Raw genomic sequence first — 25,471 nt, forward strand, 5'->3', positions numbered from 1 at the left:
GTCCCCGCGCCGCAAGGATCCCCGCGCCGCGGTGCCCGATCATCCGGACTACGTGACCGGGTGGCGTTCGTGGATCTGGAAGCTCGCACCGTTCCTCGCGGTCGTCGTGGCTGCGTGGCTCATCGCTACGCTCGTGCTCAACCAGCTCGTCCACACCACGGGCGGGCTATCCAACGTGTTCCAGGGCTGGGACGCCCACTGGCACGCGAACTACCTGCGCTTTATCGCCGAGACAGGGATCGCCTCTCCCGAGGACGCCGGGCTTCTTCACAATCAGGAGTCGCACACTCCGATGTACTACCCGAGCGCCTGGCACGCGATCGCCGCGCTCGTCTACAACGCGACGGGCGCCAGCGTCGTCGAGACGTACAACCTCGTCCAGATCGGCGCGGCGGCGATCGCGTTCCCGCTCGGCGTCGCCTCCATCACCTGGGTCATGACGGCGCGCTTCCCCCGCGCGATCGCCTCCACGGCGACCACTGCGGCCGCTCTGATGACCGCGCTGTTCCCCGGCCTTCCCTTTATCGAGTTCCGCGTCGCGGCTACGCCGAGCGCGCTGTCCGCCGGCCTCGTCGGGGCGGCCGTGCTCATGATCGTCGCCGCGGTCCGGCGCCCGGCGTGGATCCTGCCCGCGGGCATCGCGCTTATCGGCGTGGGCGGAATCCACCCCTCGGGCTTTGTCACGTCCGCCCTGTTCGTGGCGTTCTGGTGGCTCTTCGAGGTGCTCTGGCGCCCGATCAACTCGCGGGTCAAGGACTTCTTCTCGCTCGCGGGAATTGCGCTGATCGGCGTCATCGTCCTCATCCCGCAGCTGCTGTCGATTTCCGCGGACGCGGAGAGCATCGCGGCGTTCGAGTTCCAGACGGGGCGGCTGCGCTGGGAGACGTTGATCGACGCGATCACCATCCAGGTCCGCCACGTGCGGGACTTCGGGATCCAGGGGGTCGTGCTCGGCTGCGCGGCCGTGGGGCTGCTGTTCGTCCTGCGCCGCGGGGTGCTGTGGATCGTCGCGTTCTGGGCCCTGTACATCGCGGTCGGGGTCAACACGATGGTGCCCTTCGGCAGCATCGTCGGCAGCGCGCTGCACCCACTCGGCAGCATCTACTACAACGATCCGCGCCGCGTCGGGGTCGTGCTCGCCACGGTCGTGGCTGCGCTGGCGGCGCTCGGCGTGGCCTCGGTGGCGCAGGGGCTCGTGAGCCTGCTCGGCAGGCTCGTCGATCCGCTCACCGATCCGCAGCGGCGAGGTGCGTCGTCCATGCGCTTCGCGGCGCTCCTCGCGGTGATGATCACCACGACCGTGTGGTCGGCGTACACCGCGCCGAAGTACGCGTCCCGCTCGGCCACGGAGCAGCGCTACGACAAACTCGTCGACCAGCACGACAGGAACGCCTTCGACTGGCTCGCCCAGCAGCCGAATGCCTACGACGGCAGAATCTTCACCAACGCCAACGAGGGCAGCGGCTGGATGTACGCGCTCAACGGGCTGCCATCGCTGTCGCGGCACTACAGCGATCCCTCCTTCCGGGACACCGCTACCAACCAGCTACTCGAGACGATGGATCTCGCGGGTTCGCTGTCGTGGACCGACAACGCCCTCGAGCGTCTGGGGGTCAACTACGTCTACGTCAGCCCGCCGCCCGCCTGGGGGTTCCAGCCGTTCAAGAGGGCGCTTCTCGACGCCTACGACGCGCCGGGGCTGGCGCTCGTCTATGCCGATCGGCAGGTGCGCATCTATGCGGTACGCGCGCAGTTCACGCAGCAGCAGATCGACCAGATGATCACGGATTCGCCGTTCCCGCCGACCTCGTTGCAGGCGTTCACCCGCGAATCCGAGGAGCCGGGCTACCTGCGGCGGCAGGCGCCGGGCGTGGCGATCGGCAGGACCTCCCCGCCGATTTCGGCGGACGCGCCCGCTCCCGGCGCGGACGGGACTGCCGGCGGCGGTCAGAATTCCGGCTCGGAGCAGGCGACTCAGAACGCCTCGAACGCCGCGGGCGCGTTGTCCTCGCAGGCGGCGGATACCCCGACGCCGTAGTCCACGCGGGCTCCTCGGGCCGGTCGGTCAGCCGAGATCGCGGGTGACCAGAGGCCCGGGTCCTTCGACGACCACGGGGGAGTCTCGCGAAGTAGGACGTTCGACGTCAGGCGGGGTGGCTTTCGGCCGCCCCAATTGCGCGCGGATCTGCTGCCAGGAGGTCGCGAACAGCCGGCCCTGCCCGGAGGCGAGCGATGCGGTGCCGCGGGCGACGATCGAGCGCGCGGCGTAGTCGACCACGGGCGCGCCGAGGACGACGGCGGCGATCTGCCAGAACGCGTCGGCGTCGCGGTCGAAGACGCCGCCGTGCCCGCGCGTCCCGAAAAGCACCTCGCCGGAGGAATAGAAGCCGGTGTCGAGTCGGCGGACGCCGTCCATGATGTCGATATCGCTCGAGTTCGGGTAGCGCAGGCCGTTGCGGATCTGCATGAGCTCGATGGGGTCGCCCGGCACGGTGAGCGAGTATCGCCGCACCGCGGGCGCGGTATTCCGCCACTGCGAGGCGGAGGTCACGCCGATGCCGGCGCTCGGGCTCGCGACGTACGCGACCCGGTCGGCATAGAGGCCGAGGGTCTCCGCAGTGCCGACCACGCCGCCGCCGAACGAGTGGCCGACGACGGTCACGGGGAGAGGCGAGGCGGCGCCGGGGCCGCGGTCGGAGCCGGTGCCCGAGTCGCCCCCTTCGCGCCCGACCGCCCGCAGATGCTCCTGCACGTCCCACGAGAATTCGGCCACGAGCGGCGCCATCGCCAGCGTGAACACCGGATCGCCCGACTCCGCCCACATGTTCTGCGGGAACTTGCCACCGAGGAACACGAGGCAGGCGAGGCGCCCGCGCCCGGCCTCGACGAAATGTTCGGCGACCTCGGTGTTCACGTGACTCATCTCGAGGTTCGTCCCCGTCCCGGGAACGTAGAGGAGGAGCCCGGTGGCGGCGGGGATGCTGCCCACGAGTTCGATCATGGTTCCGGGGCCGGCCGGGTCGAACGCGACGAAGCGGCGGCGCGAGGCGACGCCGGTCACGGGATCGGGGCGCAGCCTGTCCATCGCGTCGAAGCGGCCAATGAGGATCGTCCCCGCCCTGCCGGCGAGGCGCTCGCGCTGCGAGGCCGCGCGGACGGAGATCGCGTTCGCGGCGATCCGCGTGTCCCAGTCGAGTCCGGGGAGGTTGCCCACGAACGCGGGCCGGCCGAGCACCGCGACAACGCGGTCACGCGGGTCGAGCTCCACGTGCGCGGTGGCGGGCCGCGGTGAGGAGTCGGCAGGGCGCTCCGCGGGCTTCGGCAGCGCGGCGGGGAGCGGCGGGAACGGCATGCCGGCGGCGAAGAGCCCGGGGAGCAGCGGGGCGGTGGCCGCGGCGAGCTCGCGCGCCGGATGGGCGAGGGGCGGGGCTTCTGGCGCGGAGCCCGGAATGGCCTCTCCCGAGCGCGGAACAGGCGTGGTCGCGGCCGCCGTCGCCGGTCCGCCCGCGCGTTCATAGTCGTGGAGCTGGTGCGCCGCGAGTTCGCCGAGCGCCGTCGCCGCGAGATGCAGCGCCGCCGCCCCGGCGCGCAACGTCCGCCCGGCGTCGTGCAGTTCGCCCGCCAGCGGGTCGGATTCCCCTATGACGCCGGACTGCGCCGCATCCGTCGCCGCCGCGTCGAGAAGATCGGTGGCATAGGTGAGTTCGGCGGACCCGATATCGAGCGGCCGCAGGGGCCCTCCCTCCGCAAAGAGGGCTCCGGGCGGACACGCGTATTCGATCCGTGGGGGAGCGGCGTAGTCGCCGGCGCCGACCGGGTCGAGTGCGGCCGCGCGTTCGCCGAGCCGCCCGGCGATCTCCGCGGCCGAGCCGAGCACCGGGCAGAGCCATGTCGCCGTGTCCCGCCAGGCCTCAGGGCCCTGCCGCGTATCGGCGTCTCGCCGAACGTCCGTCGCGCGGGCCGGCGCATCACCATCCGCGCCTGCGGCCGCGCCCAGCAGCGCCGAGACGTGGCGGAGGCGGGCTCCCACCCTCGCCGCGGACGGTTGCTCTGCCGCCGCGGGAATCAACGCCCGGAGCGGCTCGGGCGGTCCGCAGTCGCGTCGGCGTCCGTGTCCCGCAGACGCTCGCCCGGCATCGGCTCTCCGGGCCGCACGGCATTCTGCAGCGCCACCGCTCGCGCGAGCCGCGAGTAGCGCAGATCCTGCTCGCGGAAGCGGACGTAGGTCGACACGGTCACGAAGAGGAACGCCATGATGAGCACGTAGAGCAGCAGGTCCGTGCCTCGACCGATGCCGAGCTGGTTGGCGACCCACGTGAGATCGTCGGGGCGGATCACGGCGTAGAGGCCGAGCACCACGAACACCACGAAGCCGAGCTTGACCCCGGCCTTTGCCCGCGCCTTGCGCCGGTTGGAGACGAAGAACGCGACGAGAACGATGCCGGCGAGCAGCAGGAGGATCTTGATGATCATGGGAGCCTCTTTCCGACGATGCCGTCCGAGAGGATATTGACGCCGTTGAGCAGCGACTGCCCCTTGGACATCGAGTATTCGGTGTAGAGGATGTCGACCGGCTGCTCCGCCGTGCGCCACTTCTCCGAGTCCATGAGCGCGACGAACTCGCTCGCGTGGGACATGCCGTTCATCCGCAGGTTGAGCGACTCGGCGACCGTGCGGTTGAAGACGCGGAGGCCGTTGTGCGCATCGCTGAGCCCGAGGCGCCGAGTGCGCGGCGAGAGCAGCACGACCGTCTTGAGGACGAGCCTCTTGATGAGCGGTACCTGGTCGTTCTCCGCCCGGGGCCGACCGAAGCGCGTGCCCACGACGATGTCGAGCGGCTCGGTGCGCAGGCGCTCGAGCATGGCGAGAACGTCCTTGACCTGGTGCTGCCCGTCGGCGTCGAAGGTGACGAAGTACTGGGCACCCGGCTGGGCGCGCGCGTATTCGACGCCCGTCTGGATGGCGGCACCCTGGCCGAGGTTCACCGGATGGGTCACCAGGTGCGCACCGGCGCGGTGGATGGCCTCGCCCGAGGCATCGGCGGAACCGTCGTCGACGGCGACGATGTTGGGGAACGTCTGCATCGCGCTGCGCAGGACGTCCTCGATCACGGTGCCCTCGTTGTAGCAGGGGACGACGAGCCAGACGTCGGAGTTGGCGCCCGCTGCGGGGTTCGCCGGTGACGCGGCCGTGCTGCTTGGATGTGTGGTATCGGCGCTCATTTCGGGTCGATCTTATGCCAAAAGCCCCGAAGTCTCCCGTGGCGCATCCGGAAAACCGGGCATGGGAGGGTAGAGAAGAAGCGGGCCGATCGATGCGGCGACCGAGAACCGGAACGAAGGGAACCCCCGACCCATGTCAATCGATGTGATGTTGCCGTACTACGGCGATGTCGAGCATTTCAAGAAGGCCGTCGAGAGCGTCCTGGTGCAGAGCTACACCGATTTCCGGCTCATCGTGGTCGACGACGGATTCCCCGACCCCGAGCCGGCCCGCTACATGGGCGAGCTCACCGCGGCCGATTCCCGCGTCACCTACGAGCAGAACGAGGTCAACCTCGGCGCCAACGGGAACTACCGCAAGTGCCTGGGCATGGTCGAGGCCCAGACCGTGGTCGTCATGGGCGCCGACGACATCATGCTCCCCAACTACCTCCAGGCTGTGCACGACGGTTTCGCGGCCCAGCCCGATGCCGCGGTCTTCGAGTGCGGCGTCGCCGTAATCGACGAGAACGGTGCCGGCGCGCATTCTCTGGCGGACGTCGTCAAGGCGTGGCAGTCGCCCGTCTCGGGTGCGGACGGCCGCAAGGTGCTCGGCGGCGAGGAGCTCATGGTCTCGCTCATGCGCGGGAACTGGACGTACTTCCCGTCGCTAGCGTGGAACGCCGAGTGGATCAAGCGGATCGGCTTCCGCGAAGGCCTCGACGTGGTCCAGGACCTCGCACTCCTCGTGGACACGGTCTCCGCGGGCGGGACGATCGTGATCGACCCGGCGCTCGCCTTCCTCTACCGCCGTCACTCCGCCTCGGACTCCTCCGTCCGCGCGCTCGACGGCCGCCGCTTCGCCGAGGAGTCCCGCTTCTTCGCCGGCGAAGCGAAGGCGTTCTCCGAGCGCGGCTGGAACAAGGCCGCGCGCGCGGCACGCGGGCACGTGACCTCCCGGCTCAACGCCGCGACGCTGCTGCCCACCGCGCTCAAGGCGGGCAAGCTCCGTGAAGGCGGGCCGACCCTGCTGCGGCACATCTTCCGCTAGACGCCCGCCGCGGGATCGCGAATCCGCGGCGCTCTACTTCCATAGACGACGGCGGAGGCCGGCGCTTTCGGGGCGCCGGCCTCCGCCGTCATACGTGTTCTGGCTCGTGCTTCCGGGGCGGCTTCCGCCCCGCCTACGAGGCCGCGTCCTCCGGGGGAGCCTGGCCGCCGCCGGGGCCACCCGCAGGGGGCGCGCCACCCTCACCACCGGGGCCGCCCGAGCCGCCCGGGCCACCTCCGGGCGCGGCGGACATCTGCTGCTCGGTGGTGGTGTCGATGGGGACGTCGATGGTGATCGTGTAGCCGGACTCGACATCGCCACCGACCTGCGGGATCTGCTGATCCCAGCCGTCGGAGAAGACGTTGTCGGAGGCCAGCGTGATTTTCTGCAGGTTTGCCGAGGAGTTCGTGTACTGGGAGAGCGCGTAGACCTGCTCGGCGGTGTCCTGCGGAATCGCGATCTGCGAGGTGAGCACGTTGTTCGTGGCGTCGGTGATCGAGTCGACGTCGGGGAAGACCTCGAAGTGGATGTGTGGCCAGCGGCCCGAGTAGCAGCCGGGCATGATCGACGTGAACGTGACCTTGCCGCTGCTGTCCGCGACCTGCACGCCGCGCAAGTAGGTCTCGTCCTTGAGTGAATCGGCGTACATCGAATAGTTGCCCTCGGCGTCGCAGTGCCAGACGTACACCGCCGCGCCCTGCATGGGCTTGTTGCCGTTCGCCATGTCGATGGTGTTGAGCACGAGCGTGATCCCGACGCCGTCGGCCGTGGCGCCGCCGCCGATCGAGGAGCGGATGTCCGAACGCTCGACGCCCGACATGTCGAGCACGTCCTGGCCGTTCGAGCCGTCGCCCGGGTACGGACCCGCGGTCTCGGTGGGCATTTCGGTGTAGGTGGTGTCCGCGGCGTCGGTAGCGCTCGCCGTGCCGGACGCGCTCGAGGACTGCGCGGATGCCGTGGATCCTCCGGAGCCGGTGGAGCAGGCGGCGAGCGCGACGGCGCCTGCTCCGATGCCGAGGGCGCCGAGGAAGCGGCGCCGGTCGAGGAGGGTGACGACGTCGAACGCGAGCCCCTGGTCCTCGACGTCCTCGGTGGGGCGGTCGAGGCGGCGGCCCTCGAAGGTGGGGTCTGCGGCGGCGCGGGCGGTGCCCGCCGCGGTGTCCGAATCGGCGGTGTCCAAGTTCGCGCCGGCGTTCTTGTCCGCGCCGTGCTCGGGAGCCGAGGGGTAGGGCCGGAGCGCGGAGCGGCGGAAGAGCGAAGCCATGGTGAGGGTCCTTTTCTCTCGTGGCCGCGATCCGTGTGTCGCCGAGGTGATGGCGGGCGGATCGCGGCCCCAACGAGGACAAAGTTATGGCGTCGTTCTGTAGAGAATCGGGGAAGTGGCTGTGCGGCTACTGAGGGAATCGCACGGAGCCGACGGAACCGGGTGGGCTGGTCAGCGGACGCCGATGACGACCATCGAGCCCGCCTTCTCCACACGGAACAGCGCAGGATCGGAGAATACCGCGGGGTCGAAGGCGAGCGGGACCTTGTTGATGTTCCCCTCGAGCGGCATCGTGTTGTGGATCTCCGAGTAGACCCAGGACTCCATGGCGGGCTTCTGAGCGGCCGCCGATGGTGCGGCGCCGGCGGCGTCGCCCGGGCCCTTGGTGTCCGAACCCTGAGCGGCCGAAGCCTGGGCGCCCGAGCTCTGAACGGCAGGCGCCGCGGGCTGGACGGTGAGCACTAGGGCATCGGGCGCGCCGAACTCCGAGGTCTTGATCGCCGCCGCGAGCTCGCGCCCGGTGCTCGCCTTCGACCAGGCCTCGATCTCCCCGTTGCGCGCCTCGAAGCGCCCGTTCGGGGAGGCGTACGCCGCGGCGGGGGCCTGGAATGCCCAGTAGGGCTCGAACATGAAGAGCGTGGGATCGTCGCTGAGTACCTCGATGTCCTGCGGCGCGGCCCCGCCGGTGACGTCGGAGATCGCCGTCACCACGGCCTGAGGGGGACCAGAGGAGGCCGTGGCCGTCGCCGCGAAGTCGATGTCCTCTTCCGAGGACGCCTGGACGCCGTGGACGGTGATCGCGGCGAGGACCACGCCCGCGAGCGCCGCGACCTGACGGGGCAGGAGGGGGCGCCCCGGCCGGTCTGCCGCCCACGTGGATGCCGCGCGCCATGCGGAGCGGAGAGCGAAGACCCCGGCGCAGGCGAACGCGAGGCCGATGACGGGCGTGAGCCGGAACGGCAGCAACGTCGACGCGCCGAGCGCGCGGAGTCCGGAAAGCCAGAACCACAGGTAGCCGATGCCCGCGAGCAGCGCGAGCGCGGAGGCGACCTCGGTGCTGCGCGGCAGGCGGGCAGGGGCTGACGGTGCGGCGGGTGCCGCGGCCTCGGACGAGTAATGCCCGAACCGAGTGCCCGCGAGCGTCCAGACGAGCCACGCCAGACCCGCTGCGGAGAGCACACCGACCCCGGTGTACTCGAACATCGGCATCGGCCACTCGATCGCCGAGGCCGGCGCGTAGTCCGTGGCCACAGAGCGCTCGTGCGGTTTCGCGGTGAGCCGCGCGAAGAGGTACGGCCCCCAGAAGAACAGGGCGATGACGGCGGACAGCACGCCCGCGCCGAGCCACGAGGTCAGGATGCGCAGGCGGGTGCCGCGACCGTCGCGGGGGGTGCGGAAGAAAGCGAATGCCGCTGCTGCGGTGACGATGAGCACCGCCACCGCCGCGATGAGCGTGTACGAGATCGCCGCGATCCCGAGGAAGACGCCCAGGCCTGCGGCGATCCTTCGGTCGGCGATGCGCTGCGCGACGATCGCGACCACGGGGAGCACGGCGATAAAGAGCCAGGAGTACGGCTCGTAGGCCGCGATCTGCAGGCCGATCACCGCGGTGGCGAGCGCGAGGGCGATCGCCATGCGCGGGCCGACGACCGCGCGCCACGCGACGAAGGCGAGCGCGGCGGCGAAGGACATCGTGACGATCGACCAGGGTTTGTAGAACTCCCACGCCGGAATGCCGGTGAGCGCGGCGAGCCGACCGCCGACCCAGAACCATGCGGCCGGGTAGAACGGCGCGACGTCCCGGTAGAAGGCGTCTGCGAGTGCGGGGGAGGAGGCGAAGCGGCCGAGGTAGGCGACGCGATTGAGCTGGTCCCCGTTGACCCCGTTGAGGTAGTGCGGCGTCCCGTAGAGCATGAACGCCTGGTGGACCGCGCTGACGAGCGCGGGGCCGAGGAGCCCGGCGACCCAGCGCGACCACTCGGGCGCCGAGACCCGGAGCGCGGGACACAGGGACCCGCCGGCGAGGAGCACGAGGAGCGAGCCCATCGACATGCGCGCGAGGTTGCTCGGGTTGGGGAAATCGATGAGAGCGGCGAGTCCGAGGGCCGCAGCGGCGGCGGCGAGCCCGGCGACGGCGGCGGCGAGAATCCACAGCGCGACGCGGCCGAAAGGCGCCGCGGCGGCGCGTGCGGTGCCTGCCGCGGCCTTGCCCGACGTGCTTCGGGCGCGGTCCTCCACCGGGGCCTTCTCTGGGACCTTCCCTCGGGCCTTCTCCGGGTTCTTCGCGGGGGTCACAGGTCGCTATCCTTTGCTACGGGCTCGGCCGCTGCCGCGGGCACGGGAACTGCTGGGCCGACCGTGCCGGCCGTGCCGGCCGAGCCCGCCGGGCCGCGCGAGCCCAGCACGCCCACGACGTGCACCACCGTGCCCGCGGCGGGCCCGGCGAGCAGGGCGATCGTGGCCCGCACGTCCAGCTCGAACGGCAGCACGATCAGCAGCGCCACCGAGCCGCCGACCGCGACCCACCAGCCCGCGTTGTAGATCGCGTGCCGGTCGAACGCCAGCGCGGCGTTGCCCGAGATCATGAGCGCCGCGGTGCCGACGCTGGCCGCCGTCAGACCGGCGAACACCGCCCCGGGCAGCCCGAACTCCTGCCCGAACACGAGCCGCACCAGCGGATCCGCCACGAGCCACGCGGCCAGCGCGCCGATCACCCCGATGCCTATGACGGCGGACAGCGGGACGAGCAGGGCCCGAACGCCCGAATCGCGTCGCTCGACGAACCACACGATGATCGCGCTCTGGAAGGACGTGAGCGGCACCAGGAGCGGGGCGCGGGTGAGGAGGATCGCGTTGATCGTGGCGCCGACGAGGACGCGGTCGTCGGCGGGGCCGGCGGTGGCGGTGACGAGGAGGGGGAATCCGGTGACCATGATCGACGTGCCCGCGCTGGCCAGCATCGCCTGGACCGTGGAGATCCAGAAGCGGCGCGCGGGCACGTCGAGCGGGGACCGCAGGGCCGCGCGGACGGCGGGAATGGTGGCGATCATGATGATCCACGTGAGCGTGCCGGCGACCGTCGTGAGCTCGAAGGAGAGGCGCGGGACGCCCAGCGCCCAGGAAGCGAGCGCGACGACGAGTCGCAGCGCGGCGTCGACTGCGATGAGCATGGCGTAGAGGTTCCAGCGCTCCGTCCCGGAGAGCGAGCCGGCGACGGCGGCCTGCAGGGCGAAGCCGCAGATGCCGACCGCGAGAACTGCGACCGCGGCGCCGCCGTGGGCATCGAGGCCGAGCGAGGACCAGGCCGGTCCCGAAAGCGCCACGACCGCGGCAAGGACGAGGCCGACGGCGAGGCCGGTCCACAGGAGACTGCGGCGGGCGAGCGATGGGCGGTGGCCGCTTCCGGTCGGGCGCGCGAGCGCTGCACCGAGTTCGATGCCGCCGAGCACCGGATCGTCGCCGGGGGTGCCGGCGATCGCGCGGCCTTCAACACCCGCCGGGGCCGCGCCGCCGTCCGCGCCCGCCACGCCGACGGAGCCCGTCTCTCCCGCGCCGACCTCGGTCGCTCCGACCCGCGCGCTCCGCACCGCGCGGGTGAGCTCCTGCATTAGCCCATTCGCGACGCCGGCGAGAGCGAAGAAGAGGGCCCAGAAGGCCTGGAACGCATCGACTCCGCCCGCGCCGAGCGCGCGGCTGGCGATGGCGATGACGATGTATCCCGACGCCGCGGCGAACACCGTGGCGAGGGTCAGGAGACGCACGTGGGCAGGTCCTTCCGTGCGGGGTCCGGCGTGTTGCTTCGTCGGCAAACTCTACTTCGGCGACGACCGGAAGTGCCGCCGGGGCGCCGGGAGCGCCGCGGATTGCGAGGCGGGCGCCGGCCCGGGAAGGCCGGGCGGGTCAGACAGGCAACCCCGGGCGGAACCGCCCTACTCCGGCAGCCCCAGCCCCGCGGGCATGTCCTCGGAGAACAGCCACGTGTCCCACAGCGGGTCGAGCTCGACGTCGGTGTGCGACTTCGCGAGCGCGACGAAATCGTCGGTGGTCGCCGTCACCCCGGAGTACTTCTCGACCCAGTCCCTGATCAGCGAGAAGAATGCCGAGTCGCCGATCGCGCCCCGGAGCACGTGCAGCGTGAGCGCGCCGCGCTTGTACACGCGGTCGTCGAACATGAGCTTCGGCCCCGGATCGGCGAGCAGGAGGTCGTGTGGCGAGGACTGCAGCCGCGCGAAGTACTTGAGCGCGTGTGAATGCGCATCCGCCCCGCCCGAGAACTCGGACCACAGCCATTCGGCGTAGCAGGCGAAGCCCTCGTGCAGCCAGATGTGTTTCCACTCCGCGGCGGTCACGGCGTTGCCGAACCACTGGTGCGCGAGCTCGTGCGCGATGAGCCGCTCCTCGGCGTCCCCGGCCACGGCGATGTTCCGACCGAACGTCGACATGCCCATCGACTCGAGTGGGATCTCGAGCTCGTCGTCGGTGACCACGACCTTGTACGAGGACAGCGGGTACGGGCCGAAGAGTTTGGAGAACAGCTCGAGCATCTCGCGCTGCCGGCCAAAGGACTCGGAGAACTCGCTGCGCAGATCCCCGGGGATGTACGCGTGGATCGGGACGTCCCCGCCGGTGATCTCGAGGTGCTGGTACTCGCCGATGTTCACCGCCGCGAGGTAGGTCGAGGTCGGCACGGCCTGGTCGAATTCCCAGCGCGTCGTGCTCCCCGAGCTCTTCTTGCTCACGAGCTCGCCCGTGCACACGACCTTGTACGGGGAGTCTGTGGTCAGCGTCAGGGTCATCGGCGCCTTCGACGCGGGGTGGTCGTCGCAGGGGAACCACGACGCCGCGCCGTTGGGCTGGTTCGCGACGAGCACGCCCCCGTCGAGCTCCTCCCAGCCGACATCGCCCCACACCCCGCTGATCGGCCGCGGATTGCCCGAGTACTTGATGGTCACTGACACGGCGGCGCCCACGGGAATGGGCTCAGCCGCCGTCATCTTGAGCTTTCCGCCCGAGTGCCGGAATCGGGTGAGCTTCGCGCCCGACAGGGAGACCTTCGACACCGCGAGGTGCCGAGAGAGGTCGAGCGAGAAATCCCCGAGCGGCTCGGTCGCGGTGAGCGAGATCGTCGCCGTGCCGACGAGCCGGTTGGGCTCGACCCGGTAGGAGAGGTCGAGATCGTAGCGGGTGACCCGGTAGCCATGATTGCCCGCCGAGGGCAGGTACGGGTCGACGGGGTCCCGGCGCCGCATCGACGCGGGCTTGACCGCCTTGGCGACGGGATCTTTCTTCACGGGGCGGATAGCCATGTGGCGGAGCGTTCCTTCGCTTGTCGTGCGGTGGTAGAGCAGATGGTGGCAGGTAGTGCAGATATGTGCGGTTCGGGCTGCCCTAGCCGCGCCAGGGCGCGATCGGGTTGCCCTGCCAGCGCGTGCCGGCCGGGATGGACTCGCCGCGCATCACGAGTGACGCCGGACCGACCGTGCTCCCCGCGCCGATCGAGGACGCCGGGAGCGTCACGCAGTGGGCGCCGAGCGTCGCGCCGTCTCCAAGGGTGACGGTATCGAGTTGCATGATCCGGTCGTGGAACAGGTGCGTCTGCACCACGCAGCCGCGGTTGATCGTCCCGCCGTCGCCGATGGCGATGAGGTCGGCCTCGGGCAGCCAGTACGACTCGCACCACACGCCGCGGCCGATCTTCGAGCCGAGCGCGCGCAGCAGCAGCGCGAGCACCGGAGTGCCCGTCGCCGGGCGGGCGAGCCACGGTACGGCGAGCATCTCGACGAACGAATCGGCGACCTCGTTGCGCCACACGAACGAGCTCCACAGGGGCTTCTCGCCCGCGCGGATCGCTCCGACGAAGAGCCACTTCGCGGCGATCGTCACCGCGCATGCGACGAGCGACAGCGCGGCGAACACGAGCCCGGAGAGCAGGAACGCGGCGGCGAGCCCGAGGGATTCGGTGATGTGCAGGCCGGCGATGCCGAGGCACGCGAGCAGCCAGAACGACAGCAGCACGGGCACGAGGCGGAGCGTCTCCCACATGCCGCGCGCGGTCTTGAGCCGCCGCGTCGGGGCGTAGGTCCGCGAGTCGGCGGATCCGGCCGTCACGGCGCGCGGCAGCTCCTGCGGCGGGGAGCCGATAAAGGACTGTCCCTTCTTCGCCTTCTCCGGGGCGGAGGACAGCACGGCGACGAGTCCGTGCTTGGGGAGCTTGCGGCCGGCCGCCGTCATCCCGGAATTACCCAGGAACGCGCGCTTGCCGATGGTCGCGTGTTCGACGCGCATCCAGCCCGAACCGAGCTCGTACGAGCCGACCATGGTGTCGTCGGCGAGGAACGCGCCGTCGCGGACCGTGGTGAGCGACGGGATGAGCAGCACCGTCGAAGCCTCGACGTCCTTGCCTATCTTGGCGCCAAGCATGCGCAGCCAGATCGGCGTGAGCATCGACGCGTACAGCGGGTACAGCCACGTCCGCGCGGCATCCATGAGCCGCTCGGTCGCCCACGCCTGCCATGCGATCCGCGAATGCACCGGGTGGAAGCCCTCGTGCATGCGCACCGCGAGGAGGCGGACGCAGACCAGGGTCATCAGGGCGAAGAGCGCGAGAGACAGGATGACGGCGGGCACCGACCATGCCAGGGCGAGCGCGATCGCGGACCAGAAGGAGGTCTCGGCGTTCGTCGTCATCCCCAGGACGAGCGCCATGCCCGCCGCGATGGCCACGAGCGGCATCCCGGAGAGTACGAGCGAGGTGGCTTTGTACATGCCGGACCACCAGCGCGAGTGGCCCGCGTATTCGCGCGGCCACGTGGAGTAGCGGCGCTTGCCGCGCTTGCGCGCCGGCGAACCGGAGTAGCGCTTCTTCGCCTTGAGCTTGCCGACGACCGCCGAACCCGGCTGGACCAGCGTGTTCTCGCCGACGTCGGCTCCGGGCAGCATGGTCGAGCGGGCGCCGATGACCGCGCCGGCGCCGATCGCGATGGGGCCGACGACGACGGCGTCGCCGTCCACCCAGTGCCCCGCGAGGTCCACCTCGGGCTCCACCGAGCAGTGGTCGCCGAGGGCGAGCATGCCCGTGACAGGAGGCAGCGAGTGCAGGTCGACGCCCTTGCCGATCCGCGCGCCCAGGAGCTTGGCGAAGACGAGGTTCCAGCCGGCCGTGCCGATCCCCGCGGCGCCGCACGCCTCGACCCAACGCTCCGCGAACCACAGGCGCAGGTGGACGGAGCCGCCGCGGCGGTAGCGGCCCGGCTCGATACCGGAGAGCAGCGGGCGGGCGACTGCGGCGGCGAGGAGGATGCGGCCGATGGGGAAGAGCAGGACGAGCGCGAGCACGACGATTGGCCAGATCGGCAGATCCGGCATGTGATCGACGCCGAGGGCATCGGCGATCCACGCGCCGAGCGCGAACCACGTGCCGATCCGCGCCGCGGTGAGCGTGAGCAGCGGGAGGCCGGCAATGAACTGGAGGAGCTGCGCCGTGCGCGGCACGGGTGCGACCTCTCGCGCCTGTACCTCGGCGACGGGGTCGAGGGAATCGAGGAAGTCGGCGAAATCGGCGAGGCGGGGGCGGTCGTAGAGGTCGCCGACGGTGACCTCGGGGAAGCGCTCGCGGACCGTGGCGATCACGTGAGCGGCGGCGAGTGAGCCGCCGCCGAGGGCGAAGAAATCCTCGCCGGCGCCGGAGACGTCCGCGCCGACGGCCGAGGACCACATTTCCGCGACCCAGCCCTGGGTGCCCTCGAGTTCGGTCTCGGGAGCCGAGGTGGACTCGAGCGGCCACGGCAGGGCCTTACGGTCCACCTTGCCGGAGGTGCGTGTGGGGAGCTCGTCGACGAGCGCGAGGCGCGGCACGACGCCGGCCGGGAGCGACTCGCGGAGCAGGCCCGCCGCGAGCGGGAGGTCGAAGGAGTCCTTGTCGTTGGCGACGAGGTAGGCGACGAGCACCGAGGTCCCCGCATCGGTTTTCTTGACCGCCGCGGCTCCGGCGCTCACACCTGGTAGCGCGGACACCGCCGAATCGACCTCGCCGAGCTCGATACGGCGCCCGCCGATCTTGACCTGGTCGTCGACACGCCCGCCGAAGTAGAGGCCGTCCGGCTCGAGGCGGACGAGGTCGCCGGAGCGGTACGCGCGCTCCCAGCCCAGCGTGGGCATGGGGGCGTACTTCTCCGCGTCCTTCGCGGGGTCGAGGTAGCGGGCGAGACCGACGCCGCCGATCACGAGCTCGCCAGTGGAGCCGAACTCGACGGGCTGGCCCGCGTTGTCGACGACCGCGAGGTCCCAGCCGTCGAGGGGAAGGCCGATGGAGACCTCGCCGCTGCCGGTGAGCTGCGCGGCGCAGGCGACGACCGTCGCCTCGGTGGGCCCGTAGGTGTTCCACACCTCGCGGCGGCCGCCGGCGGCGAGGCGCATGGCGAGCTCCGGCGGGCAGGCCTCTCCGCCGAGGATCACCATGCGCACGTTCTGCAGCGTCGAGTCCGGCCACATCGAGGCAAGAGTGGGGACCGTGGAGATGATCGAGATGTCCCGCTCGACGAGCCACGGGCCGAGGTCGAGGCCGCTCTTGACGACGGACCGCGGGGCCGGCACGAGGCAGCCGCCGTGCCCCCACGCGAGCCACATTTCCTCGCAGCTCGCGTCGAAGGCGACCGAGAGCCCGGCGAGCACGCGGTCGCCGGGACCCAGCGGCGCATCCTGCAGGAAGATGCGTGCCTCCGCGTCGACGAACGCCGCCGCACTGCGATGCGAGACCGCGACGCCCTTGGGTAGGCCCGTGGTGCCGGAGGTGAAGATGATCCAGCAATCGTTGTCGAGGCCCGGGGTGGCGGGGACGTCCGCCGTCACGGGCGGGGTGGAGCGACCATGCTCGGCGGAGCGGCCCGGCGCCATGCGCAGGCCCTCGGCGGTAAAGGTGCCCGCGACGTCGGCCTGGCCGAAGACGAGCTCGGCGCGCTCGGCGGGGTCGTCGACGTCGACGGGAACGTAGGCGGCGCCCGCGAAGAGGGTGGAGAGGATCGCGAGGTACAGATCGGCGGAGCCGGAGGGCATGTGGATGCCGACGCGGTCGCCGACACGGATGCCCTGGCGGTGCATCCACTCGGCCGTCTCGCGGACGGAGGCGAGGACCTCGGAGTAGCTCAGCGAGCGGGTGCCGTCGTCGATGCACGGGGCATCGGGGTATCGCAGCGCAGCCGCCTCGAACACGTCGACGAGCGTGCGGGGCGGCGCGGCGTAGGAGGAGCGGAGGTAATTCTCTGGAATACCGGACACTCGTTCAAGGATAAGCAGTCGCGATGGTTTTCACAGATAACGATCTGCCGTGGCGGGAGGATCCAGGACTTTCGGGGTTGATTCCAGATGCGACAGAGGTTTGGAACTCAGGGTCGGATCTCGGGGTGAGAACCGGGAACATCCCCGATGTGCGATGGCCCTCCGGCACGCGAAGATCGGTGGTGTTCGCAGGGCGCAGGACCGAGAGGTCCGGCCCACCACGCGCCGACCAAGGAGGTCCGCAATGTCCACCGATCCCAACGCCTACTCCCAGTACCCCGGTCCGGCCGGCGCTCCCGGGGTTCCCGGTCGCCGCCGGCTCACGAGGAACACCCAGGACTCGTGGATCGGCGGCGTCGCCGCCGGTCTCGCCGACTACATGGGGATCGATGCGGCGATCGTCCGCATCCTCTTCGTCGCCTCACTGCTGCTCCCCGGCCCGCAGATCCTGCTGTACCTCATCCTCTGGATCGTGATCCCGCGGCGCTGAGGGGCCGCCGCCGTCATGTCCGGGTCATCCCAGTCCCAGACCCGGGCCGCCCGACCCGGAGCCGACACACGGGCGGCCGCCGCCGATGTGGCATGTGGCACGATCTGGGCATGACGAAGATGTCGGAAATCGTAGGTGAAACAGGCGGGGCCCCTGTGTCCGTTCGCGTCGAGAAGCCGGGCGAGGTCGTCGACGGGGCGAAAGGCGTCGCGCGGGTCACGCTCATCGGGCCGGGGAAGAACAATTCGATGGGCCCGGAGTTCTGGGCCGAGCTTCCCGGGGTCGTGCGCGAGCTCGACGAGGATCCCGAGGTGCGCGCCATCCTCTTCGCAGGGGAGGGTCGGAACTTCTCGTACGGGCTCGACCTCGTGGCGATGATGCCCGTGCTCGGCCGCTTCTTCGAGGGCGGCGAGATCGACGGTTCGCGGACGCTCGACCTCCACGAGCTGGTCGGTTCGATGCGCGAGGCCATCGACGCGGTCGGGGAGTGCAAGACACCGACCGTCGCCGCGGTCCAGGGACGCTGCATCGGTGGCGCCGTGGACCTGATCTCCGCGTGCGACGTCCGCCATGCCTCGGCCGACGCCACGTTCTCGATTCGAGAGGTCAAGGTGGGAATCGTCGCCGACATGGGCTCGCTGAGCCGACTGCCGCACATAATCGGCGACGGACTCACGCGCGAACTCGCGCTCACCGGCCGCGATCTCGATGCCGAATCGGCGCTGCGCTACGGGCTCGTCTCGAACGTCGCGGACTCCGCCGAGGGGGTGCTCGCCTCGGCCGACGCGGTGGCCGGCGAGATCGCCGCCAATCCTCCGCTCGTCGTGCGCGGGACGAAGGAGGTGCTCAATCGCGGGATTGAGGGGCCGATCCGCGCGAGCAACGAGTATGTACAGACCTGGAATGCCGGCTTCCTACCGACAAAGGACCTGCTCGAGGCGATTACCGCGACGATGGAGAAGCGGCCGCCGGAATACACGGGCCGATAGGGATTCGGCGCTCGCCGGTCCCACGCGCCGGCCGAGATGTACTCGCGCCCGCACGCACTCAAAAAGCCCGCCCCGGGAATCCCGAGGCGGGCCTTTTCGACGCCGGCGATGCCGACGAATCGGAGCGGGAAGACTACTTCGAGTAGCGCGCCTTCGCCTCGTCGATGAGCTTGAACGCGTGGTCCTTGCCGACCCATTCGCCGGGGTTGACGAACTTGCCGGGCTCGAGGTCCTTGTAGCGCTCGAAGAAGTGCGCGATCGCCTTGAGCTCGAACTCGTTGACATCGCCCACGTCCTGGATGTGCTCCCAGCGGGGATCGTCGAGGACGCAGAGCAGCTTGTCGTCGCCGCCCGCCTCGTCGGTCATGGTGTAGACGGCCACGGGGCGCGCCTTGACGATGACTCCCGGCGGGACGGAATCGGGGAGGAGGACCATCGCGTCGAGCGGGTCGCCGTCCTCGCCGAGCGTGTGGTCGATGAATCCGTAGTCGGCCGGGTAACCCATCGAGGTGAACAGGTAGCGGTCGAGGTAGACCTTCCCGGTTTCGTGGTCGACCTCGTACTTGTTGCGCGAACCCTTGGGGATTTCGATCGTCACTTCGATTGCCACGCTTGTGTACTCCTTTAAACTAGGTGTCCGCTCGAAACGACTTCGGCGTCGGCGGGGCGGCCGCCGTATCGGAGCCCGGCAGAGCGGGTTCCCGGCGCGGGGCCACGGGCTGCGCACGAGTTTAGGCGATCGGCGCGCCGCGGTCGCGGTCTCGCCCTCTCGGGGAGGAATGGCCCGCCCGGTACGCCGTGCCGCTACCGTGGATGGGAATCGACGGCGGAGGGGAATGCAGCGTTGGCAGCGAAGGTGTGGCGGGGCCGTTCCATCCTCTGGCGACTCGGCGCGGTGCTCGTCGCGATGTGCGTCGTCATCGCGCTCATCGTCGCGGCGGCGCTGGCCACGAAGGTGGAAACGGACGACGAAACCGACGCCGCCCCCATGCCCACCGTCCCCGACCCGGAGCCCGCGCTCGAGGACCTCCCCGCGGACGCGCCCGAGCCCACGCCCACCGCGCTGGCCGCGATCCTCGACCCGCTCGCCGCGGCCCCCGAGGTCGGCGAACTCTCCGGCGTAGTCGTCGACAACGCCACCGGCGAGTACCTGTGGCAGAAGGACGCCAAGCGCGCCCGCACCCCCGCCTCGACCACCAAGCTGTTGACGGCGCTCGCCGTATTTTCCACCGTGCCCTCGGACCACCGAATCAGCACGACTCTAGCCAAGGGCACCGAGCCCGGGCAGCTCGTGCTCATCCCGGGCGGCGACGTGACGACCGCCCAGAGCACGAAGTCCACGTTCTTCCCCGGAACCGACACGCTCGACGATTTCGTCGCGCTGGCGAAGGAATCGGGCGAGACCTTCACGTCCCTCACCGTCGCTCCGGGTCCGTACGAGGGCGACGACATGGCGCCGGGATGGAACCCGGAGGACATCCCCGGCGGCTTCCTCACCCGCGTCCAGCCGTGGATGCTCGATGCGGCGCGCACCGATCCCGCCGTCGACGAGGCGCCGCGCGAAGGCCAGCCGATGCGGGCAGCGGCCAATCAGTTCGCGTCCCGCCTGGGGATCGACCAGTCCGCCGTCACGGTCTCGGACAAGCCGGTCGCGGTGGGTGACGAGATCGGCGACGTCGAGTCGGGGACGCTCGCCGACCGGGCGCGCAACGTGCTCGACGTCTCGGACAACGTCGGCGCGGACGCCCTGTGCCACGAGGCCGCGATGGAAAAGACGGGCATCGCGGATGCCGATCCGATCTCCGAAGGCAAGGCCGGGTACTCCGATACCGCACAACGCGTGTCCATCCGCGAGGCCACCGACGGCGTCCTCGCCACGCTCCGCGAGAAGGGGATCGACACCACGGGCACGACGCTCTCCGACTGCTCGGGCATGAGCAGCGAGAACAAGATCTCCGCCGACGTGCTCGCGCAGGTGCTGCACGTCGCCGCGGGTCCGGACGCGAGCCCGCAGGAGCGCGCGATGCTCGGCGGGCTCCCCATCGCCGGCGGCAGCGGCACGCTCCTGGACCGCTTCGCAGCGGGCACCCCGGCCGCAGCGGGCGCCGGCTGGGTGCGGGCCAAGACGGGCACGCTGTCCGGCGTAACGACGCTCGCCGGGGTCGTGGCCACGAAGGACGGCCGATCGCTCTCCTTCGCCCTGATGTCGGAGGGCGCGAACCCCGCCGACTCGCGCCCCGGGGTCGACGCGATGGCCGCCGCCCTCCGCGGCTGCGGCTGCCGCTAGGCACGGCGCGCGGTGGCGGAAGAGGAACGGAGCCCGGGCTCCGCGGTCGGCGCAGCGGGCAGCTCGGCGAGCGGCGCCGTGTGGCGCGTCCGCGAGGCGCTCCGCGCGTGGCGCCGCGCCCACCCGGACGTTCCGGGCTCCGGCGTGTGCGTCGGGCTCTCCGGCGGCGCGGACTCGCTCGCGCTCACGGCCGCGGCCGTCGCCGAGTTCGGTCCCGAGCTCGGCGCCGGCTCCGTCCGCGCGCTCGTCGTCGACCACGGCCTCCAGACCGGCTCTGCCGACATCGCCCGCTCGGCCGCCGCGGCCGCCCGCTCCCTCGGCGCGGAAGCACTCGTCCTGACGGCGGACGTCCGCGGCCCCGGCGGCCCCGAGGCCGCGGCGCGTGCAGCCCGGTATTCCGCGCTCGACGCTGCACGCGGGGACCGCCCCGTCCTCCTCGCCCACACCCTCGACGACCAGGCCGAGACCGTCCTCCTCGGCCTCGCCCGCGGCTCCGGGGCGAGATCGCTGCGCGGGATGTCCCCGTGGGCCGCGCCCTGGGGGCGCCCGCTGCTCGGGATCCGCCGCGCCGACACCCGTGCCGCCTGCGCCGGGGCCGGCGTCGTGGCCTGGGACGATCCGCACAACCTCGATCCCCGATTCCGCCGCGTCAGGGTCCGCTCAGAGCTCCTGCCGCTCGCCGAGGACGTGCTCGGCCCGGGATTCGCCGAGGCCCTCGCCCGCACCGCCGGCCTCCTCGGCGAGGACGAGGACGCGCTGTCCGCGCTCGCCACCGACCTCCTCGAGTCAGCGCGCGTGCCGGAAGTCGGCGGCCGCGAATCCGGGGGCACCGAAGACGGCGCCCGCGACGAACCCCTCGAACCCCGCGAACCGGGTGCCCCCGGGGGCACTGCGCTCGCCGTCGACCCACTCGCCGCGGCCCCGGCGGCGGTGCGCGGCCGGGCGATCAAGGCGTGGCTCGAGGCAGAGGGCGCCGGGGCGCCGACCTCGGCGCACATCGGCGCCGTCTCCGCGCTCGTGACCTCGTGGAACGGGCAGGGCGCCGTCGCCGTTCCCGCAGGCGCGGGTGGCGGGGACATCCGCCGTCATCCGGAAGGAGGCGGGGGAGGAGTCGCGGGCGGTGCCAGGCCGGGGAGTCGGGCCGTCCGGCGGCTCGTGGTGCAGCGCGAGGGCAGAGTGCTCAGGCTGCGGATCCGCCAGTAGGGTTGTAGCGTCTCCGGCGGTCGCACACCGCCGGGCGGGACCGGCGCGCTGCGGCCGCGGCGGTCCGCGAACTGCAGCGCAACGGGCACACGAAGAGGCGGACTATGGCGGACAACATCATCGCGGAGAGCACAGCACCGGAGCGCGTCGAGGGGCTCTCGGTCGAATCGAACGGCGGGCCCGTCCCGGTCGGCAAGTATGCCGACGAGATCGAGTCGGTGCTCATCGATTCCGAGCGCCTCCAGGAGCGCATTGCCGAGATGGGTCGGCAGATCGGCGAGCGTTATACCGAGGCCGAGGAGCCGCTCATCCTCATTTGCGTACTCAAGGGCGCGGCGATCTTCCTCTCCGATTTCGCGCGTTCGCTCACGGTTCCCGCCGAGACCGAGTTCATGGCCGTGTCCTCGTACGGCGATTCGACCTCGTCCTCGGGCGTGGTGCGGATCCTCAAGGACCTCGACCGCGACATCGCGGGCCGGGACGTGGTGATCGTCGAGGACATCATCGACTCCGGGCTCACCCTCTCGTGGCTGCGCAAGAACCTCTCGACGCGGCAGCCGAAATCGCTTGAGGTGGTCACGCTGCTGCGGAAGCCCGAGGCGGTCAAGGTCGAGGCCAGGCCGCTGATCGTCGGCTTCGACATCCCCAACGAGTTTGTCGTCGGCTACGGCCTCGACTTCGCCGAGCGCTACCGGGACCTCGGGTACATCGGCAAGCTCCACCCGCGGATGTACAGCTAGCCCTCCGGCTGGTCGGGGGCCTCCGACTCCTCCGTCTCCTCCGGAGAATCCCAGACGGCGCCCGCCGGTATGACGTCGGCGGTACGCGTCCACGGCAGCGCGCTCTCGAGCTGCGCAGCGACGTCGAGGAGCAGCGATTCCGTGCCCGGGCGCCCCGCGAGCTGGACACCGATTGGGGTGTCTTCGATTCGGGCGGTGCCCGCGGGGATGCTCATCGCCGGCCACGCGAGGTGGTTGAACAGCGAGGAGAACGGCGCGTAGCGCAGATTGGCCCACAGCGAGCGCATCCACGAGCGTTCGTGCCACGCTTCGGCGGCTATGGGCGCCCGCGCGAGGGTCGGCGTAAGGATCAGGTCGAAGGGGCCTTCGTCGCCATCGTTTCCTCGGCCGGACCGGCTGCCCCGGCCGCCACGGTCACCGGCCCTATCGCCCCCGGAGCCCCCACGCATGAACCCGTCGAGGATCTCCCGCTCCTTCTTCTGCGCGCCGTAGGCGTCCTTCCCGCGCAGCAACCGACCGACGAGCGCGTGATAGCGATTGCGCCGCTCCATCCGCGAGATGGGGAAGTTCGCCGCCGCCGCGTCGGCATCGAGCCCCGAGGTCCAGCGCGCGAGCAGCGGCCACGGCGAGCGCGGGTACGGCAAATCCGCCTCGACCACCGTGTGCCCGAGACCCTCGAGCGCCTTCGCCACCGCGCGCGTGGCCTTGACGATCTTCCTGTCCACCCTGACCAGAGGCCGCCCCGCGAGCGACAGCGGCGAGTTGAGCGCGAGCACGATGCGCAGCGGCCGCGGCGTGGACCGCTCGGCGAGCGCCGGATCCCCCGCCATCGCCGCGGTGGCGAGTCCGAGATCGGCGACCGTCGTGGCGAGGACGCCGTCCTCGGACATCCCGCCCCAGTTGTCGGCGCCGAGCTCCGTCGGCACTATCCCCGGTCCCGGCTTGAGGGTCACCAGGCCGCAGCACGCGGCGGGGATGCGAAGGGAACCCATGCCGTCATTCCCATGGGCGAACGGCACGAGACCGGCCGCGACCGCAGCCGCGCTGCCGCCCGAGGAGCCCCCGGGGGTGAGCTCGGGGTTCCACGGATTGCGGGTGATCCCGAAGGACGCGGAATCGGTGGCTCCCCACACGCAGAACTCCGGCGTCGTGGTCATCGCCACGGGAACCGCGCCCGCGGACAGGAGTCGGCGGATGGACGGCGCATCGAGGGTCACATTGCTCTTGACGGCGAACGGCACTCCCGCCAGGGGGAGCGTGGCTCGCGCGTCCTCCGGCAGGATGTCGATGAACTCCGCGGCCTCCCGCGCCTCCGAGTTGAGGAAACCCGTGTACGCGGAGATCCTGCGGGCGTGGCCGGCGTTGCTCTCGCCGTCGCCGCGGCCGCCGGTCCGGTTCCGCTGCGCCCGCCGCGACCGGGCGCTGCGCGCGTGGTTCTCCGCCCGCGCCTTCCTGCCGGAGGTCTGCGTCGACGTCTCGCTGCCTGCGGCCCCACCGGCCCCACCGGCCCCGCCGGAACCGGAGCCGGAACGTGCCGCGGCGCGCACGCTCGCCGCCTGCTGCCGCCGCGATTCCGCCTGCAGCGGCTCCCGCGGCCCGGCGTGGGGGCCTGCGGGTTCGCCGGCGGCCTCGGCGAGCTCGCGCGATTCGAGCCACGCTTCGACCGCGGTGAGCTCCCCGCTGTGGACCGCGTCCGCGATTTCGACGGCGGTGGGCGCGGATTCGGGCGTGCGCGGCGCGGTGGACATGCTAGCGATCCTAGCCCGATAAAGGCCCCCGTAGGACGGGTGGTGCAGGCCCGCAGGCGGCGCGGGTAGCCTGGTCATTCGAGGTATCCGGGGCGTGCCCGGAAACAAGACGCTGATTGGGACGAATGAAAAACGCCGTAGTCCGCAACGTGGTCATCGCCGCGGTCCTCATCCTGGCTGTCGTGGGGTTCACCTATTTTTCCAACGACGAGGCCGGCTATACGGATGTCGACACCTCGGTCGCCATGTCTCAGGTGGACGACAAGAACGTCAAGGAAGTCGAGATCGACGACCGCGAGCAGCGACTGCGGATCACTCTCGGCAACGAGATCACTCCCCCTGGGCAGGACAAGGCGACGGACAAGATCGTCGCCAAGTACCCAGAGGGCGCCTCGGAAGAGGTCTTCACCAAGGTCCAGCAGGCCACGCCCGAGCGGTACAACACGAACGTCACCACGCAGGGCTTCCTCACGCAGATGTTGCAGTTCCTGCTGCCGATGCTCCTGCTGTTCGGTCTCCTCTTCTTCTTCATGACCCGCCTGCAGGGCGGCCGCGGCGGCCTCTTCGGCGTGGGCAAGTCCCGGGCCATGGAGGTCACCAAGGACATGCCGAAGACCCTGTTCTCGGATGTCGCGGGCGAGGACGAGGCGGTCGAGGAGCTCAACGAGATCCGCGACTTCCTCGAGAACCCCGCCCGCTATGAGCGGCTCGGCGCGAAGATCCCACGCGGCGTGCTGCTCTACGGTCCCCCCGGCACGGGCAAGACGCTCCTCGCGCGCGCGGTCGCCGGCGAGGCAGGCGTGCCCTTCTATTCGATCTCGGGCTCGGATTTCGTGGAGATGTTCGTCGGCGTCGGCGCCTCTCGTGTCCGCGACCTGTTCGAGAAGGCCAAGCAGAACGCGCCGTGCATCATCTTCATCGACGAGATCGACGCGGTGGGTCGCCACCGCGGTTCCGGCACCGGCGGCGGGCACGACGAGCGCGAGCAGACCCTCAACCAGCTCCTCGTCGAGATGGACGGCTTCGACGACCGCGAGACGGTCATCCTCATCGCCGCGACCAACCGGCCGGACGTCCTCGACCCGGCGCTTCTGCGCCCGGGCCGCTTCGACCGCCAGGTCCCGGTCTCGCCGCCCGACCTCAAGGGCCGCGAGGCGATCCTCCGGGTGCACGCCCGCAACAAGCCGCTAGCGCAGGAGGTCGACCTCCGCGCGCTGGCCAAGCG

General features: G+C 71.0%; 18 protein-coding genes. 8 read left to right on the forward strand and 10 right to left on the reverse strand.

The window, feature by feature from the left end; genetic code table 11:
- Positions 1-2,038: DUF6541 family protein (locus V7E05_RS08460; protein ID WP_333619225.1), on the forward strand; the 2,038-nt coding region annotated here is incomplete at its 5' end.
- Positions 2,039-2,065: 27 nt separating this feature from the next.
- Here V7E05_RS08460 and V7E05_RS08465 read toward each other — a convergent pair.
- Genes V7E05_RS08465 through V7E05_RS08475 form a run of 3 tightly spaced genes read right to left on the reverse strand, consistent with a single transcriptional unit; the run spans position 2,066 to position 5,222 of the window.
- On the reverse strand, positions 2,066-4,030 hold the full coding sequence (locus V7E05_RS08465) for a hypothetical protein (RefSeq protein ID WP_333619226.1): 1,965 nt from the start codon (positions 4,028-4,030) through the stop codon (positions 2,066-2,068).
- Positions 4,031-4,065: 35 nt separating this feature from the next.
- The gene (locus tag V7E05_RS08470) at positions 4,066-4,473 is read right to left on the reverse strand and encodes a DUF2304 domain-containing protein (protein WP_333619227.1); all 408 of its coding nucleotides are present in this window, start codon (positions 4,471-4,473) and stop codon (positions 4,066-4,068) included.
- Positions 4,470-5,222 (reverse strand): glycosyltransferase family 2 protein, encoded by a 753-nt coding sequence (locus V7E05_RS08475; RefSeq protein ID WP_333619228.1) that lies wholly within the window; start codon positions 5,220-5,222, stop codon positions 4,470-4,472. The genes V7E05_RS08470 and V7E05_RS08475 overlap by 4 nt, the downstream gene beginning before the upstream one ends.
- A gap of 133 nt (positions 5,223-5,355) precedes the next feature.
- Here V7E05_RS08475 and V7E05_RS08480 point away from each other — a divergent pair, with 133 nt between their 5' ends.
- On the forward strand, positions 5,356-6,252 hold the full coding sequence (locus V7E05_RS08480; protein WP_333619229.1) for a glycosyltransferase family 2 protein: 897 nt from the start codon (positions 5,356-5,358) through the stop codon (positions 6,250-6,252).
- A 133-nt stretch (positions 6,253-6,385) separates the two neighbouring features.
- On the opposite strand, the gene V7E05_RS08485 is transcribed toward V7E05_RS08480, so the two are convergent.
- From V7E05_RS08485 to V7E05_RS08505, 5 genes are all read right to left on the reverse strand, one after another.
- The gene (locus tag V7E05_RS08485) at positions 6,386-7,516 is read right to left on the reverse strand and encodes an intradiol ring-cleavage dioxygenase (RefSeq protein ID WP_333619230.1); all 1,131 of its coding nucleotides are present in this window, start codon (positions 7,514-7,516) and stop codon (positions 6,386-6,388) included.
- A 171-nt stretch (positions 7,517-7,687) separates the two neighbouring features.
- Positions 7,688-9,811 carry an arabinofuranosyltransferase gene (locus V7E05_RS08490; RefSeq protein WP_333619231.1) on the reverse strand — a complete coding sequence of 708 codons (2,124 nt, stop codon included), beginning with the start codon at positions 9,809-9,811 and terminating at the stop codon, positions 7,688-7,690.
- A complete protein-coding gene (locus tag V7E05_RS08495) occupies positions 9,808-11,277 on the reverse strand; it encodes a hypothetical protein (protein WP_333619232.1) in 1,470 nt (489 codons plus the stop codon). Before V7E05_RS08495 ends, V7E05_RS08490 begins: the two co-directional genes overlap by 4 nt.
- Positions 11,278-11,445: 168 nt before the next feature.
- Positions 11,446-12,822 carry a M1 family metallopeptidase gene (locus tag V7E05_RS08500; protein ID WP_442891638.1) on the reverse strand — a complete coding sequence of 459 codons (1,377 nt, stop codon included), beginning with the start codon at positions 12,820-12,822 and terminating at the stop codon, positions 11,446-11,448.
- A gap of 82 nt (positions 12,823-12,904) precedes the next feature.
- Positions 12,905-16,789: a Pls/PosA family non-ribosomal peptide synthetase gene (locus V7E05_RS08505; protein ID WP_333619233.1), complete on the reverse strand. Its 3,885-nt coding sequence runs from the start codon at positions 16,787-16,789 to the stop codon at positions 12,905-12,907.
- 244 nt (positions 16,790-17,033) lie between these two features.
- Here V7E05_RS08505 and V7E05_RS08510 point away from each other — a divergent pair, with 244 nt between their 5' ends.
- Positions 17,034-17,279: a PspC domain-containing protein gene (locus V7E05_RS08510; RefSeq protein WP_333619234.1), complete on the forward strand. Its 246-nt coding sequence runs from the start codon at positions 17,034-17,036 to the stop codon at positions 17,277-17,279.
- A gap of 119 nt (positions 17,280-17,398) precedes the next feature.
- On the forward strand, positions 17,399-18,268 hold the full coding sequence (locus V7E05_RS08515; protein ID WP_442891639.1) for a crotonase/enoyl-CoA hydratase family protein: 870 nt from the start codon (positions 17,399-17,401) through the stop codon (positions 18,266-18,268).
- A 133-nt stretch (positions 18,269-18,401) separates the two neighbouring features.
- On the opposite strand, the gene V7E05_RS08520 is transcribed toward V7E05_RS08515, so the two are convergent.
- The gene (locus tag V7E05_RS08520) at positions 18,402-18,878 is read right to left on the reverse strand and encodes an inorganic diphosphatase (RefSeq protein WP_333619236.1); all 477 of its coding nucleotides are present in this window, start codon (positions 18,876-18,878) and stop codon (positions 18,402-18,404) included.
- A gap of 234 nt (positions 18,879-19,112) precedes the next feature.
- On the opposite strand from V7E05_RS08520, the gene dacB reads away from it, so the two are divergent.
- The 3 genes from dacB to hpt all read left to right on the forward strand — a co-directional run bounded on the left by dacB (position 19,113) and on the right by hpt (position 22,498).
- Positions 19,113-20,555, forward strand: coding sequence for a D-alanyl-D-alanine carboxypeptidase/D-alanyl-D-alanine endopeptidase (dacB, locus tag V7E05_RS08525; protein WP_333619237.1), 1,443 nt, complete (start codon positions 19,113-19,115; stop codon positions 20,553-20,555).
- A 78-nt stretch (positions 20,556-20,633) separates the two neighbouring features.
- Complete coding sequence (tilS, locus tag V7E05_RS08530; RefSeq protein WP_442891640.1) at positions 20,634-21,758, forward strand: tRNA lysidine(34) synthetase TilS; 1,125 nt, start codon at positions 20,634-20,636, stop codon at positions 21,756-21,758.
- 104 nt (positions 21,759-21,862) lie between these two features.
- On the forward strand, positions 21,863-22,498 hold the full coding sequence (hpt, locus tag V7E05_RS08535) for a hypoxanthine phosphoribosyltransferase (RefSeq protein WP_333619239.1): 636 nt from the start codon (positions 21,863-21,865) through the stop codon (positions 22,496-22,498).
- Here the strand turns inward: hpt and V7E05_RS08540 are convergent.
- The gene (locus V7E05_RS08540) at positions 22,495-24,246 is read right to left on the reverse strand and encodes an amidase (RefSeq protein ID WP_333619240.1); all 1,752 of its coding nucleotides are present in this window, start codon (positions 24,244-24,246) and stop codon (positions 22,495-22,497) included. The two genes, hpt and V7E05_RS08540, sit on opposite strands and share 4 nt — an antisense overlap.
- Positions 24,247-24,371: 125 nt before the next feature.
- Here V7E05_RS08540 and V7E05_RS08545 point away from each other — a divergent pair.
- The coding region (locus tag V7E05_RS08545) for an ATP-dependent metallopeptidase FtsH/Yme1/Tma family protein (protein ID WP_333619241.1) at positions 24,372-25,471 on the forward strand (1,100 nt) is incomplete at its 3' end.

This window comes from Dietzia sp. (genome assembly GCF_036741115.1).
In the GTDB taxonomy this organism is placed as follows: Bacteria; Actinomycetota; Actinomycetes; order Mycobacteriales; family Mycobacteriaceae; genus Dietzia.